The 14,307-nt window shown below is 42.7% G+C and carries 12 protein-coding genes; 3 read left to right on the forward strand and 9 right to left on the reverse strand.

From position 1 onward, the window contains the following. Positions 1-17 precede the first annotated feature (17 nt). From rny to Q0L00_RS04795, 8 genes are all read right to left on the reverse strand, one after another. Positions 18-1,583: a ribonuclease Y gene (gene rny / locus Q0L00_RS04760; RefSeq protein WP_297335721.1), complete on the reverse strand. Its 1,566-nt coding sequence runs from the start codon at positions 1,581-1,583 to the stop codon at positions 18-20. Positions 1,584-1,652: 69 nt separating this feature from the next. Beyond that, on the reverse strand, positions 1,653-1,937 hold the full coding sequence (locus Q0L00_RS04765; protein ID WP_297335722.1) for a cell division protein ZapA: 285 nt from the start codon (positions 1,935-1,937) through the stop codon (positions 1,653-1,655). A gap of 1 nt (position 1,938) precedes the next feature. Then, the gene (locus tag Q0L00_RS04770) at positions 1,939-2,223 is read right to left on the reverse strand and encodes a hypothetical protein (RefSeq protein WP_297335723.1); all 285 of its coding nucleotides are present in this window, start codon (positions 2,221-2,223) and stop codon (positions 1,939-1,941) included. Between the two features lie 3 nt (positions 2,224-2,226). Beyond that, on the reverse strand, positions 2,227-4,641 hold the full coding sequence (gene pheT / locus Q0L00_RS04775; protein WP_297335724.1) for a phenylalanine--tRNA ligase subunit beta: 2,415 nt from the start codon (positions 4,639-4,641) through the stop codon (positions 2,227-2,229). A 112-nt stretch (positions 4,642-4,753) separates the two neighbouring features. After that, positions 4,754-5,371: a DUF1684 domain-containing protein gene (locus Q0L00_RS04780; RefSeq protein WP_297335725.1), complete on the reverse strand. Its 618-nt coding sequence runs from the start codon at positions 5,369-5,371 to the stop codon at positions 4,754-4,756. 213 nt (positions 5,372-5,584) lie between these two features. Continuing rightward, a complete protein-coding gene (gene radC / locus Q0L00_RS04785) occupies positions 5,585-6,280 on the reverse strand; it encodes a DNA repair protein RadC (protein ID WP_297335726.1) in 696 nt (231 codons plus the stop codon). A 98-nt stretch (positions 6,281-6,378) separates the two neighbouring features. Continuing rightward, entirely contained in the window at positions 6,379-6,633 is a 255-nt protein-coding gene (gene rpsT, locus Q0L00_RS04790; protein WP_087939707.1) for a 30S ribosomal protein S20, read from the reverse strand. A 1,118-nt stretch (positions 6,634-7,751) separates the two neighbouring features. After that, positions 7,752-9,062 carry a pyridoxal phosphate-dependent aminotransferase gene (locus Q0L00_RS04795; protein ID WP_297335727.1) on the reverse strand — a complete coding sequence of 437 codons (1,311 nt, stop codon included), beginning with the start codon at positions 9,060-9,062 and terminating at the stop codon, positions 7,752-7,754. 233 nt (positions 9,063-9,295) lie between these two features. Between Q0L00_RS04795 and Q0L00_RS04800 the strand changes: the two genes are divergently transcribed. Together Q0L00_RS04800 and Q0L00_RS04805 are read left to right on the forward strand one after the other, a co-directional pair. Continuing rightward, positions 9,296-10,528, forward strand: a complete 1,233-nt coding sequence (locus tag Q0L00_RS04800) for a metallophosphoesterase (RefSeq protein ID WP_297335728.1) — start codon at positions 9,296-9,298, stop codon at positions 10,526-10,528. 242 nt (positions 10,529-10,770) lie between these two features. Beyond that, positions 10,771-11,052, forward strand: coding sequence for a hypothetical protein (locus tag Q0L00_RS04805; protein WP_297335729.1), 282 nt, complete (start codon positions 10,771-10,773; stop codon positions 11,050-11,052). Positions 11,053-11,200: 148 nt separating this feature from the next. Here Q0L00_RS04805 and ettA read toward each other — a convergent pair whose 3' ends face one another. Next, positions 11,201-12,880, reverse strand: a complete 1,680-nt coding sequence (ettA, locus tag Q0L00_RS04810) for an energy-dependent translational throttle protein EttA (RefSeq protein WP_297335730.1) — start codon at positions 12,878-12,880, stop codon at positions 11,201-11,203. A gap of 130 nt (positions 12,881-13,010) precedes the next feature. Here ettA and Q0L00_RS04815 point away from each other — a divergent pair, with 130 nt between their 5' ends. Then, positions 13,011-14,258: a DUF349 domain-containing protein gene (locus Q0L00_RS04815; RefSeq protein ID WP_297335731.1), complete on the forward strand. Its 1,248-nt coding sequence runs from the start codon at positions 13,011-13,013 to the stop codon at positions 14,256-14,258. Positions 14,259-14,307 lie beyond the last annotated feature (49 nt).

Consider the following 14,307-nt stretch of genomic DNA (forward strand, 5'->3'; position numbering starts at 1 on the left):
AGCTGCCTGATTATCGTTTAACGAGCGTAATTAACCGCTCGCATTTCTCTGATTACTGTAATTTTGATCTGACCGGGATATTGCATTTCCTTTTCAATTTTTTGTGAAATGTCAAAAGAAAGCTTTCCTGCAGTCTGATCATCCACATTGTCTGCATCGACCAAAACCCGGAGTTCTCGCCCCGCTTGCATCGCAAAGCATTTATTCACCCCGTCAAAGCTCAGTGCTAATTCCTCCAGCTCTTTGAGACGCTTGATGTAGCTATCCATGATTTCTCGACGTGCCCCCGGTCTAGATCCTGAGATCGCATCAGAAGCTTGCACAATTGGCGAAATCATGGAGGTCATTTCAATCTCATCGTGGTGAGCTCCGATGGCATTGCATACTTCTGGATTTTCCTTGTATCGCTTGGCGAGTTCCATCCCTAAAATCGCATGAGGCAGTTCCTGCTCCTCATGCCAAACCTTTCCGATATCGTGAAGCAGTCCAGCCCGCTTGGCGAGCTTGGCATTCAACCCCATTTCAGCGGCCATTGTAGCAGAAAGCTTTGCCACTTCTCTGGAGTGCTGCAAAAGGTTCTGCCCATAGGAAGAACGGAATCTCATTCGTCCTACCATTTTGATTAATTCAGGATGTAATCCATGCACACCCAAGTCGATGCAAGTTCGTTCCCCGATTTCAACGATTTCCTCTTCAATGTTTTTCTCGGTTTTGGCAACTACCTCCTCGATTCGAGCTGGATGAATTCTACCGTCTTGCACCAATCGGTGAAGCGAAAGCTTGGCAATCTCCCTTCTCACCGGATCAAATCCAGAAATGATAATCGCCTCCGGGGTATCATCTACAACGATTTCAACTCCAGTAGCCGCTTCTAAAGCTCGGATATTTCGGCCTTCTCTGCCGATGATTTTTCCTTTGATATCGTCACTTTCGATATTAAACACCGAGACACAGTTTTCGATGGCATGTTCTGTAGCAGTTCGCTGAATCGTATCTAATACGATTTTTTTTGCCTGCTTGGTGGCCGTCAGTTTGGCTTCGTCTAGAATATCCTTGATCTGAGAAGAGGCTTTGGTATTGGCTTCCTCTGTGAGCATTTGGATCAATTGTTCGCGCGCTTCTTCACGGGTCAATGCTGCAATTTTTTCCAAGTCCGAAATCCGCTGATTGGTAATGCGGTCGAGCTCTTCTTTCTTTACCTGAACGGCATGCAGCTGCGCATTGAGGTTTTCTTTCTTGCTATCCAGTTCAGCTTCTTTGCGCTTTACTTGCTCCAATTCTTTCGATACCTGCTGCTCACGCTGCTTTACTTTGTTTTCATTGGTGAGGATAATGTTCTTTTTATGAGACATCTCCTCATCAAAGTCAGCCTTAATTTTCAGGTATTTCTCCTTGGCTTCAAGAATTTTATCCTTTTTCAAAGACTCGGCTGAAATTTCAGCTTCTCTGAGCATGGACTTGACCTTTTCTTTGGCCTCTTCCTCTAATTTTTGATTTTTATTTTTAATTAGTACGCCTGCAAGCGTCGCTCCTGCGCCCAGGCCTACTAGGCCTGCGAGGATAATGTATAGCACTTCTCCCATAGGTATTTTGGTATAAATAAAACCTGCAGGAATCCTAAAAAACTCGGAAAATCAGTGGTATTTCAATATTTATACAACTTTTGAAAGTAGGGAATTGATCTGTGCAAGACTACTTTTGATGTGCTCACTATCTTCGGCGTTGACCTCATTGGTCTCCAAAGACTCGACCATACAGTCGAATGCCACCATAGCCAGTAAATCCTGATTGTCATCCAATCCAAATTCTGACTTATACTTTCTCAGTTTCTCATTGATCAGCTTACCTGCATGGCGGATTTTTGATTCATCCTCCACCTTCACGCGCATAGGGTACTCGCGGTCCCCAATTTTGATTCGAATGGCAAGTGTCTCCATATCACTCGGATAAGTAGGTGATCAACTGATCGATTTCTTGTATATAATTATTGATTAAGTCACTCATTTCGGCCGAATCCTCGGGATTCACCGGTCGGTTGTCCACAATGTTACTAATTTTAATTTTATTTTTAAAATCATCGATTTCCTGCGCTTTCTTTTCCAAAGTGGCATTAACTTCTGCCAAATTTTCTTTCAACTGCCGGTTCTCTTCCTGAAGCTCCAGCAATCGCATACTTGCCTGTCGGGCTAGTTTTTCTAATTTTTGCAGTTCCTCGTGAATCATTTACTACATTCGGATTAGCGCTCCCACTTGGTTTTGGAAAGCCTGAATCAATTTACTCATTGTTTTGTCAATAACCTTATCAGTCAATGTATTTTCCTGATCTTGAAGATGAAAACTCAACGCATAGGCTTTTTTTCCAGCTTCGATTTTATCGCCCTGATAGACATCAAATACTCCAATTCGTTGAAGTAACTTTCCTCCTGCCTTGATAGCTACCTGCTTCACCTGATCATAGCTTACTGACTTATCCAATACCAGGGACAAATCCCTCCGCACCTCCGGAAACTTAGAAATCTCCTGATATTTTTTAAGCCCGGAAGCCTTTTTGCAAAGTAAATCCCAGTCCAAATCTGCATACCAGACCTCCTGGCGAACTTCAGCAAGCTTCAAAAGCTGATCATCTACCAGACCAATCACCCCTAGTTCCTTTGATCCTAGCTTTAATCGTAAGCCGTACGCGAAAGGACTGGACTCCAGCATTTCCACTTCTCCGATTGAAATAGTGAGCTTATCTAAAATTTGCTCAATTGTGGCATACAGGTCCGCAAATGCAAACGGTTTGGCAGGCTCGATCCAGCTTTCAGCTGAACGATTTCCTGAATGAAAAATTGCCAATCGCCGTCCCTCTTGATAGCTTCCTTCCCTTTTTTGGTACACTGTTCCAAATTCGAAAAGCTTCAGATCGGTTTGTCTTCGGTTGATATTATGGGCTAAAACCTCCAATCCGCTGAACAGTAAGGTCTGCCGCATCACCCCCAAGTCCTCACTAAGCTTATTGTAGATTTCTACATTGAATTTAGGATCCAAAAAGGCGGATTTCTCAGCATAGGACGGTTTGGTTAGGCTATTGGTGATCATCTCCTGGTATCCTTGAGCACCGAGAATTTCTGAAAGCCGATACTGAAGTTTATTCAAATCCTTCACCGGATGCTCAGCGAGATAATCGGTTTTAAGATTTTCGGAAAGAGCAACTTGCTGAAAACCATAGATTCGAAGCACCTCCTCAATGATATCCGCCTCTCGGGTTACATCCACTCGATAGGGCTTGACGATAGCCTTGAATCCTGATTCGCTCTCATTTTGCACGCCAATTTCCAGTCCTTCCAATATTGATTTCACTTGTGCTGGTTCGATCTTTTTCCCAATTAATCGATTGATATGGCCATATTCTACCTCAATTTCAAAGTCGGCAACAGGATTGGGGTAGTAGTCTATGATTTGGGAACTTACCTTTCCACCCGCAATTTCCTGAAGCAGTTTTACTGCTTTTTTGAGTGCATAGACAGGCATATTCGGATCTGTTCCTCGCTCAAACCGGAAGGAAGCATCCGTCTTCAGACCATGAAACTGAGCTCCTTTTCGGATGACGTCAGGAGAAAAATAGGCCGACTCCAAGAAAATTGAAGTTGTCTTCTCGGATACCCCCGAGCTTTTTCCTCCAAAAATTCCGCCAATACACATCCCCCCCTCTGCATCACAAATCATCAGCTCTTGGCCAGAGAGTTTTCGTTCCTTTTCGTCCAAGGTGATGAATTTTGTGTCTTTGGGAAGTTTTTTCACAATGACTTTGCTCCCTGAAATTTTATCCGCATCAAAAGCATGAAGCGGCTGGCCCAAATCATGCAAAATGAAATTGGTAATATCCACCACATTATTGATCGGTTCCAAATCGAGTGCATGGAGAAAATCCTGCAACCACTGAGGTGAGGGGGCTACCTTCAAATCAGAAATCACTACACCGGCATATCGTGGACAATCAGCAGCATTTTCTACTGTTACTTCGATTGCTTTCAGATCTCCCTCAACCTGCAATTCAGGGATCTGATCCATGCAAAGTGGGCGTCCCAACAAAGCTTTTAAATCCCGGGCTACGCCTAAATGAGAAGCCGCATCGGCTCGATTAGGTGTTAGGCCAATCTCCAAGACCTGATCCTGAGTAACAGGAATCAATTTGGAAGCGGGAGTTCCATTCGGCAAATCTGTATCCAATACCATAATGCCATCATGACTAACTCCTAGTCCCAATTCATCCTCGGCACAGATCATTCCCTCCGAAACTTGCCCACGAATTTTGGCCTTTTTGATGGTAAAGGAATCTCCTTCTGTCGGATATAAGGTTGCTCCTACCGTGGCCACAAGCACCTTCTGACCGGCAGCGACATTTGGAGCACCACATACGATTTGTGAAGGTTCGTCGGCACCAATATCCACTGTAGTCAAGCTTAGTTTATCCGCATCCGGATGCTTGACACAGGTCAGGACTTCTCCAATTACGATCCCTTCCAAAGCACCTGGTATCGAAACAAACTCTTCGATTCCTTCGACTTCCAAGCCAGACTGAGTCAACAGAGCAGCAATCTCTTCCGGAGATTCAGTTAGGGCAATGTATTTTTTTAATCGATTGATTGAGATTTTCATAGTAAACAGCAATTCGGTGATTTATACACCCTATCTAAAGAAAAAGGGTTCAAGAACCCTTTTTTCCTACCTAAATGATTACAAATTTAACGCTTTTAGATGAGGCTAAAGCCTATTCTTTATAATTTTTCTCCCCGGCCTCAATTGGGATCTCCAGTAAATTTTCTCTGGGCGGCAATGGACAAGCATAGTCTGGATTATAAGCGCAATAGGGATTATAAGCCAAGTTAAAATCGATCGTGATGCTATTTTTACCATCCTGACGGGCATTGATGTAGCGACCTCCCCCATAAGTTTCTTCTCCACTGGTATCGTCTGCAAAAGCCAAAAAGAAATTCCGCTTATCCGGTTCGTCCATGGCTTGAAGCAACAGTAGGCGGTTGGTTTTCCCTCCCAATTCAAATTCTGCAAAAGCATGCTCGATATAGCGCTCTTTGGTCCCGTCAGTCATGGGAAGCTCACGGACTTTTTTATTTTCGATAGAAACTAGTCTGGCTCGGACTTTATAGGCCGGATCAATGGGGTAAAAATTCAATTCCTTAAAATCACGTTTTTGATCTTCAGTCAGTGGAGAATCAATATTGTATCGGACAAACTTAAACTGCCGATCTCGCTCAGCTTCGATTTTTTCGATGTAGGTTTCCGGGTCCTCAGCACTAGTCAGGGTATACACCACTGCAGCCAAAATGACCACAGAGACAAAAATTAATATGATATGGTTGGTCTTCATCTGTTTTTGCTTGTTCTTTAGTCCCCGCATGAAATCTCGCTGAGGAAATAGTCATCCCTATTTGTTAACGTTTTAATTCATACTCGATTTCATGAATCATGATCAATTTTCCTGTGCCCCTTTTTCAACAACAGACTAATTCATCCAGTGCTCAAAAATACGAGCTATCCCTGATCGGCACTAGTTCTGATCTTCTTTTCTCCAAGCGTTTGGCTATAAAATGCCTTCATCGGCAAAGCTAAAATAGCCCGTATCTGTAAAAATCACATGATCAAGAACTGGTAAATCCATCGCACGACCAATATCTGTTAACCGTCTAGTCAACCGTCGATCTTGTTCAGAAGGACTGAGACTGCCACTGGGATGATTATGAATCAAAATTATGGACTGAGCCTGATAGTCTAAAGCAGATTTGAATACGAGCTTAGCATCGACTACGGTACCGGAAGTCCCTCCCTGAGAAATCCGCTCTTTCTTGATCACTTGATTTCTCCGGGTAAGGAGAAGAACGTAAAAATGTTCCACGACTTCGTCATAAAGCTCAGGCTTCATCAGTTCAAAAACATCCCTAGAACTGGAAATTTTAAATCGCTTTTGAGGTTCTGCAATCTTTCGTCTCCGTCCAAGCTCCAATGCACTGACAATGCTGATGGCTTTTGCTTCGCCGATTCCCTTGAATTTTTTGAGATCCTGAATACTCATCCGAGCCAAGGCAGCCAAATCATGACTGACAGAAGCCAAAATATGCCGAGATAAATCGACAGCACTGATTTTGGGTGTCCCCGAACCAATTAAAATGGCAATGAGCTCCGCATCGCTAAGTGCAGTTTTTCCACGGAGTAGGAGTTTTTCCCGAGGTCGATCCTCCTGGGCAAGCTGGGAGATTTTTATCGAAGAATACTGTTCCATAACTCATTTATTTCTAAAAAGTAAAACTAAAAATACTAATCTTTAGGCATAAAAAAAACCCCGACTAGCAGGGTTTTCAATTCTATACAGAAAATTGATTACGCTAAAGCGTTTACAAATTTGGCCAATCTAGATTTCTTGTTGCTGGCGTTGTTTTTATGAATGACGTTTTTCTTAGCCAGTTTATCTAGCAGAGAAGATACTTTCACATAAAGCTCTTGAGCCTCTACTTTATCAGTAGTCGCCTTCAATCTTTTGATGAATGTTCTGGTCGTCTTAGCCTGATATCTGTTTCTCAAACGCTTCGCTTCGTTGGCACGAATTCTTTTCAGAGCTGATTTGTGATTTGCCATATCTTAATTTAAATAAAGTTCTTTTTGTTCCCCTATACCGAATCGGAGTGCAAAGTTATTGGAAATAATTAATTCTGCCAAAGGAATTTATAATATTCCTATAGCTACTTCGTTTTTTCCCCTTTTTTCTTTTGGTTCGAAATCGATTTCAACCGCAAATATAGTGGTATTTTTTACTTTTAATTCCTGAAAATTTTGAATAAATTAAAAAACAAAGTTTTTACCTCTGCATATTTTTTTATGGATCGTGCCGTATTCGGCAACCACTCCTTGGGCTTTTTTACCCACAGTTTAATTAATCGCCTGGCTGAGTATTCGCTACCGCTCGAGTTAACAGCATTCTACAAATCACATATTCAATTAATTACCGAAAAAAAGTCAACCCTGATCGAAGGGGAAATGCAGCCAAAGGCCAAGCTGAAAAGCAGTCCCTTGACTTGGCATGTATGGATATTCTGCACGGCCTATTTCTATTTCAAATTGAGGAGTTGTGAAAAAATAGAGAAAGGGTACTCTCGGTAGTGATTTTACATGGGACTTTAAAATACATGCCCAAATACCCTAAGGCCAATCATGGATAAAAAACAGAAAGTTTATCGGTCTGTTTTTGAAGGACCTGGGCCATTCTATGAGATGTATTCTACCACTTTCTTATTGGACACAATTACAACCAACAGCCACCAAAAGGGAATCCTTCGCTTGAGAAAAAATGCACTCAACTAAATGGCAAATATTTTCTCTCTTTTTTTCTTTCTTTTTCTCTTTTTTCTTTCTTGGGAGGGGGAAGTCTAGTCCATGGAGCTTTTCAGAAAACGACTTGGCAAGGAGTTGTTTAGGCCATTGCGTAGATGGATTGGTGTTCCTTGGTGAAAAAGTACTCCCCTGATCCCCTCCCTAAAATCAGCAATTTAACGTTGAAGATCAAAACAGACTATTTGCTTAATCGGGTCAGTTCCTACGATGTTACCAAAGCTTTTACTGACTCTTTGGATAAGAGGATCGAGCAGCAACCACAAAACTCCATTAGACAAAGGTTCGTAGCTAACAAAAATACCCCAAGACTTAGGTGGATCAGCTGGAACCTTCGTACAACCGGAGGTGCGGATCAGGATCTGATTTTAGACTTCTGACTTCAGGTAGTGTTTAATCGCTTGCCCCAGTCGTTCAAAGGTGTTTTTAAACACTTCCTCGTTTTCTTCCAACAGGGTCACTCGAAACCCTCTCAAATCGGAGCAAAAAGAAGATATTGGAACGACACAGATTTGCTCAGCAGCCAGTAAATAATAGACAAATCGCTTGTCCAAAGGCATATTTTTATCCTGAAGCCAAGCATCAAGCATGCCTTGCAAACGCGGATCGGTAATCTGAAGAGATTGATTCGGGCTTAAAAGTTTTTCATCAAAGACAATCGTATTGTAAAAAGCCCCTTGAGTGGGATTAAATTTGATTCCCTCGATATCTCCCAGGATCTCCCGCATCCAATCACTCCGCTTCCCAATTTGCGCATTGGCCTCTTCTCTGTAGGCCTGATAATTGGGATGGTTCATGATTTTTGGGATTGCCAATTGCGGTAAAATCGTCGAGCAAACTTCAATCATTTTTGCATTTTCGAGGGTTTGGCAGAGTTTGGAAAATTCGATTGAAGCTTCCCGATTATAAAACTCCATCCAGCCACAGCGTGCTCCCGGCCATGGAAATTCTTTGGAAATTCCCTTTAGCGAAATCGCAGGACGACTACCTATCACTTCTGCCAAAGCCACAGCCTCTATGCCGTTGTACGTGATATTCTGGTAGATTTCATCTGCGATCAACAAGAGGTTAAACTCCTCTGCAATTTTGACAAACCCTTCCAAAACCTCCTTAGGATAAACCATTCCAGTAGGATTATCCGGATTGATAATTAAAATCCCGACAATCGAGGGATTATACTTGACCTTCAAAAAAAGATCTTCCATATCAGGAAGCCACTGATTATCCGGATCGAGTTTGTAGGTAATTGGAGCAGTATTGGCGTGGGCGGCCTCGGCCGAACTGTGTGTCGAATAGGCCGGTGAAGGCCCAATAATTCGCGCTGTGGGGACCAGGAATTGATACAACTTCGCAATTGCATCACCTAAGCCATTGAAAAACAAAATATCCTCGGCTGTAATCTGAGTGCCTCTTTTCTCATTGTTCAGTCCTGCTAAAAACTGTCGGGTTTCCAGTACACCTTTGGAATCCGCATAGCCGTAGGTTTTGTCTTCTTTGAGTAAGTTAGCGATAATATCCTTCATCCAATCAGGCACCTGATTACTTTTTTGGATGGGATCACCAATATTTTCCCAGGTGATCGAGTGGCCAAGCGCTTCGATTTGGCGGGCCTTTTTTACGATTCCACGGATTTCATAGGAAAGTTCCTCTGCTCCGGGTCTGAGGAGTAGCTGTCTCATAGGTTAATAGGCTGGTTTTGAAAAAGTCTTCCTTACAAAGAAAGGCAAAAGACTTACCAAAATACACAAAGGGGCAAAAAAGACTCTTGACAGAGTCGCCCTAATTGAAAATTCCCTTACTTGAGGTTTTAGAATCCAGAATTTCCCTTCCATATTTCCAACTTGCTTTTCCCCTGTCCGTTCTAGTAATTTAAAATTCGAAAAACAATCCACTTACCCTTAGCCACAACTCTGTGATCAGCATTTTGATTCGATTAACCCTATTCATCCTTTTCCTCGGCTTGATTGACTGGTATTCCTTCCAGGCTTTCAAAACCGGCCTCCCTTCCCAACCCTGGGTCAAATATGCCTTTTGGGGCTTTTCGATGCTAGTCTATTTCTTTGTCGGCTATGTATTTTTGACTTTCGAAAGGGGAGCGATTACTCTTAGTTTTGGCCGAATGGTCTCCCTACTCATTCTTTCTCTTATCCCAAAACTGATCATCTTGGTACTTCTTTTTGGTGAGGATATGCTGCGTTTGTTTTCAGGAGGATTTCAATCATTCACCGGAGGAAGAGAAGGTGACTTCTTACCCGAACGGAGAAAAATGATCAGTCAGACGGCTTTGATTCTAGCGGCTGTTCCATTTTTAGGAATTTTACATGGAGTATTGATCGGAAAATATCGCTACCGAGTAGTGAAACACCGTCTGGAATTTGATGAGCTCCCAGAGGAATTTGATGGTTTTACCATTACCCAGATTTCAGATATCCACTCAGGGAGCTTTGACAACAAAAAGAAACTGGAATACGGCGTAGAGCTGATCAATCAGCAAAACTCAGATGTCATTCTTTTCACCGGAGACTTGGTTAATAATCAAGCAGCAGAAATGGAACCTTGGATTGAAACCTTCCAAAAGCTAGAAGCCCCGATGGGCAAATATTCAATTTTGGGAAACCATGATTACGGAGATTACATGGAATGGCCAAATCGGGAGGCCAAAGTGGAAAACATGCGACGACTTTTCCAAGTCCATAAGGATTTGGGCTTCCAGCTTCTTCGAAACGAAAATATCCAAATTCAAAAGGGAAGGTCAAGCATTGATTTGATCGGGGTAGAAAACTGGGGAAAAGGCTTTGCCCAACATGGAGACTTGGCAAAAGCAACTGAAAAACTTCGAAATCAAAGCTTCAAAATTCTGATGAGTCATGATCCTTCCCATTTTGATGAGCAGGTAAAGAATTTCTCTCAATTTATTCACTTGACGCTGAGTGGCCATACCCATGGGATGCAGTTTGGGATCGAAATCCCAGGCTGGGTCAAATGGAGTCCAGCTTCCCTTCGCTATCCCAAATGGGCGGGACTCTACGAAGAAATGGGGCGTTTCTTGCATGTAAATCGGGGCTTTGGATTTTTGGCATTTCCGGGTCGGGTAGGAATTTGGCCGGAGATTACGGTCTTGGAGTTGAGGAAGAAAAAGGGTTAGTTCGAATTTCCCCCAAAGTTTTAACTAGCTTGAAATTTAAAGGATTAGCTAGTTTTTCTTTCTATCCCGTATCCCTTCCACAAAAAAAGCAATTGCTCCCCATGCAATAATTACTCCCAAAACCCATGTGGGCAGTGGAAACAAATCCAAGTTCTTACCAATTAGCAAAAGTCCAAGGCAGAGGAAAATGAAAGCATGGAGGTATTTGTATGTTTTCATTTTCGCCTCAATAGCTCTCTCGTATGACCATTAGAATAACCGAGAATAAGGGTGTCACCTACAGTGCCATTGCGATGAGTACGGCTTCCTTCACTGGTATTCATCTCCAGTGTTTGATGGTTGATGGTTTTCCTTTGGAACGAAGAAATCGCAGAATAATCAATAGGGGCATTCACCCCCAATCTTTTGGCATTGTCTCCAAAGAACTGCGGATCAATGATCCAATTCCCATCCTTTGCAAAGGTTTACACATAGATCTTTCCGTAAAACTCATCTTCACTTATTTCTCCACTCGCATCTTTTGAGAAAAGCATCGTCAATTTCCCAAACAGCCGTGGGTCTGGTTCGGCTTTTTTAATAAAAACCCCCTCGGAAATTTCTCCTCGAGGGGGTTAGCTTTTTCAGATTTCTGATTTTGAACTTCTGAATTCACTGCAAACTGCCACTGTCTACCTATTTCAAATTCTTATAGCGAATCCGTTTCGGCGTCACATCACCGAGGCGTTTCTTCTTATTCTCTTCGTAGTCGGAAAAGTTTCCTTCAAACCAATAGACCTGAGAATCTCCCTCAAAAGCCAAAATATGGGTGCAAATCCTGTCCAAAAACCATCGGTCGTGGGAAATAATCACTGCACAGCCTCCGAAGTTTTCCAAGGCTTCTTCCAGTGCACGAAGCGTGTTCACATCCAAGTCGTTGGTTGGTTCATCGAGAAGAAGCAAGTTTCCACCTTCTTTGAGCGTGATAGCCAGATGAACTCGGTTTCGTTCTCCACCAGAAAGTACGCCGACTTTTTTCTCCTGATCAGAGCCTGCAAAGTTGAATTTGGATACGTAAGCCCGAGAATTAACCTCTTTATTTCCCAGCTTCATCAATTCATTCCCTTCAGAAATCAATTGATACACCGTTTTGTCCGGATCAAGGGAATCATGTTCCTGATCAACATAGGCCAACTTCACGGTTTCCCCGACTTCGAAATTTCCAGAATCCGGCTTTTCCTGGCCGGTAATCAACTTGAACAAGGTAGTTTTACCAGCACCATTCGGCCCAATAATCCCAACAATTCCTCCTTGTGGTAGCGAGAAACTCAAATCTTCAAAAAGCAACTTGTCGCCATAGGCTTTGGAAACATGATTAGCCTCGATGACTTTCGCTCCCAATCGTGGTCCCGGCGGAATGAATAATTCCAGCTTGGCTTCTTTCTCTTTTGCTTCCTCTCCGACCAGTTTATCATAGGCATTGAGTCGGGCTTTTCCTTTGGATTGACGGGCTTTAGGGGACATTCGGATCCACTCGAGTTCCCGTTCCAAGGTTTTCTGGCGCTTGGATTCGGTTTTTTCCTCTTGCTTGAGACGCTGTTGCTTTTGGTCTAGCCAGGAGGAATAATTTCCTTTCCATGGAATTCCCTCTCCTCGATCGAGCTCAAGTATCCAGCCTGCTACATTATCTAGGAAGTACCGATCGTGCGTTACTGCAATGACGGTTCCTTTGTAGTTTTTCAAGTGCTGCTCTAGCCAATGAACCGACTCTGCATCCAGGTGGTTGGTCGGTTCATCGAGCAACAACACATCCGGCTCTTGAAGCAATAAACGACAAAGGGCAACCCTTCTTTTTTCCCCACCGGAAAGATTGTCCACATTGGCATCTGCCGGAGGAAGACGAAGTGCATCCATGGCTTTGTCTAACATCACATCGAGTTCCCAGGCATTGGCCGCATCGAGTTTCTCTTGAACTTCTCCTTGTCGCTCAATCAGCTTATTCATCGCATCAGGATCCTCCATCAAAGCTGGATCCATGAATTTCTCATTGATCTGTTCAAATTCTTTCAACAGATTAACCGTATCGGCTACTGCTTCTTCGACCACCTCTTTTACTGTTTTGTCTGGATCAAGTTTGGGCTCTTGCTCCAGCATGCCTACGGTATATCCAGGGGAAAAGACGACTTCACCTTGGTATTCCTTATCGATCCCAGCAATGATCCGAAGTAGGGAGGATTTCCCCGAACCGTTGAGGCCAAGGACGCCTATTTTGGCACCGTAAAAAAATGAGAGGTAGATATCTTTCAGGACTTTTTTCTGTGGCGGGTAGATTTTGGAAACCCCTGCCATGGAAAAGATGATTTTTTCTGCACTCATGAGTTGAATTTTTCTTGAAAATTTGCGTTAAAAAGCAAAGATGCAAAAAAAGCCCTTTCTTAGGATAAGTGCTTTTGAATTAATTAATTTGCGGAAAATTGAAAACGACCACTTAACCTACTGTAGCGCAATGGACCATCCATACGGATACATCAAAGACAATAAAGTTTATTTAAAAGGATTTCTGGGGAATGCGGACAGGGAGATTGGAGAAGTGAAAGAAGACGAGGCTTCTACCATTGCTTATTTTGAAGGTCGTTTTGAGCAAATCAAAGAAAAGGTTGAAAAGCTCAAATCCGATATTGCCGAAAACCAAAACAAGGGTTCTTTCTTAATGAAACTGATTCACCTGCGCGATTCCCTTCATGAATCAGATGCTTTGGGTGATTTTATTCCCTTGATCGAGGAACTCAATCAACAGGAAGTTTACTTAAACGAAATCATTCAAGCCAATCGAACAAAAAATCTGGAGGTAAAAAAGGCCCTTATCCAAGAAGCAGAATCGATGAGAGATGATACGGATTGGAAGGCTACCACGGAATTTTACAAAGAATTGAAAATGCGCTGGATCAAAACTGGTCCCGTGGATAAAGAAATCGAGGAAGAAATCGAGCAGGAATTTAACGATCATGTGCAGCATTTCTTCGAAAACAGAAGGCATTTCTTTGAAGGGTTGGCTCTTCAGGCAGAGGAAAACATCAAAGTTTATGAAGCCCTGGTTGAACAAGCCCGGGAAGCCCATGATCTACCTGATGCCAAAATGGCTTTTGAGATTAGCAAGAAAATCCAAAAAGAATGGAAATCAGCCGGAAAGGTTCCTGCCGAAAAGCGACAACCGCTTTGGGATGAATTTTCTAAACTGAACAATCGGATCTTTTCTCGCTACCGTCGAGCCTTAAATCCAGGTCCCCAGATGCATCCGCGCGAAGTGATGAAACAGGTGGAAAGCCTCACTGAGGAAATCAAAAAGCTGGCAGGGCAGCCCTCCAGCTATCAACTTATCGGTCGGGCTAAAGAAATCCAGCAAGAATGGCGGAAACTCCCTCCTCGCAAACCCAAGGATGCGAATTTACTGGCTCGCTCTTTCCAGTTTTTCTCAGATATCGTTTTTGAAAAGGCATTTCTGGAAAAACTGGTCCATGGCAAATACCCGGACTTTGATCAAAAACCCGAATCTGAACAAAATCAGATTAAAGTGGCTTTACTCAAAGACCTTCTTCACCGAGATCAAACAGAATATGAGACTGCTCAAAACAATACCGACAATTTTCAGGTCAGAAGTAGCGATTTTGAGATTATGATGAAGAAAAAATTATCGGCACTGAAGCGGAAAGTTGATGTAAAAAATTACATTTTAAAGCAACTTTCTTTTAAATAATCAGTACACGATTACATATCTAAAAAAAAGGATAATTTTGCAACCTTAA

Origin of the sequence: Algoriphagus sp. (genome assembly GCF_024305035.1) — a bacterium.
Classification (GTDB): domain Bacteria; phylum Bacteroidota; class Bacteroidia; order Cytophagales; family Cyclobacteriaceae; genus Algoriphagus.

Excerpts from the sequence above, each read along its gene's own strand:
- Q0L00_RS04780 (WP_297335725.1), bottom strand. The coding sequence starts at position 5,371 with ATGAAGACCAACCATATCATATTAATTTTTGTCTCTGTGGTCATTTTG.
- rpsT (WP_087939707.1), bottom strand. The coding sequence starts at position 6,633 with ATGGCAAATCACAAATCAGCTCTGAAAAGAATTCGTGCCAACGAAGCG.
- pheT (WP_297335724.1), bottom strand. The coding sequence starts at position 4,641 with ATGAAAATCTCAATCAATCGATTAAAAAAATACATTGCCCTAACTGAA.
- Q0L00_RS04765 (WP_297335722.1), bottom strand. The coding sequence starts at position 1,937 with ATGGAGACACTTGCCATTCGAATCAAAATTGGGGACCGCGAGTACCCT.
- radC (WP_297335726.1), bottom strand. The coding sequence starts at position 6,280 with ATGGAACAGTATTCTTCGATAAAAATCTCCCAGCTTGCCCAGGAGGAT.
- rny (WP_297335721.1), bottom strand. The coding sequence starts at position 1,583 with ATGGGAGAAGTGCTATACATTATCCTCGCAGGCCTAGTAGGCCTGGGC.
- Q0L00_RS04795 (WP_297335727.1), bottom strand. The coding sequence starts at position 9,062 with ATGAGACAGCTACTCCTCAGACCCGGAGCAGAGGAACTTTCCTATGAA.
- ettA (WP_297335730.1), bottom strand. The coding sequence starts at position 12,880 with ATGAGTGCAGAAAAAATCATCTTTTCCATGGCAGGGGTTTCCAAAATC.
- Q0L00_RS04770 (WP_297335723.1), bottom strand. The coding sequence starts at position 2,223 with ATGATTCACGAGGAACTGCAAAAATTAGAAAAACTAGCCCGACAGGCA.
- Q0L00_RS04815 (WP_297335731.1), top strand. The coding sequence starts at position 13,011 with ATGGACCATCCATACGGATACATCAAAGACAATAAAGTTTATTTAAAA.
- Q0L00_RS04805 (WP_297335729.1), top strand. The coding sequence starts at position 10,771 with ATGACCATTAGAATAACCGAGAATAAGGGTGTCACCTACAGTGCCATT.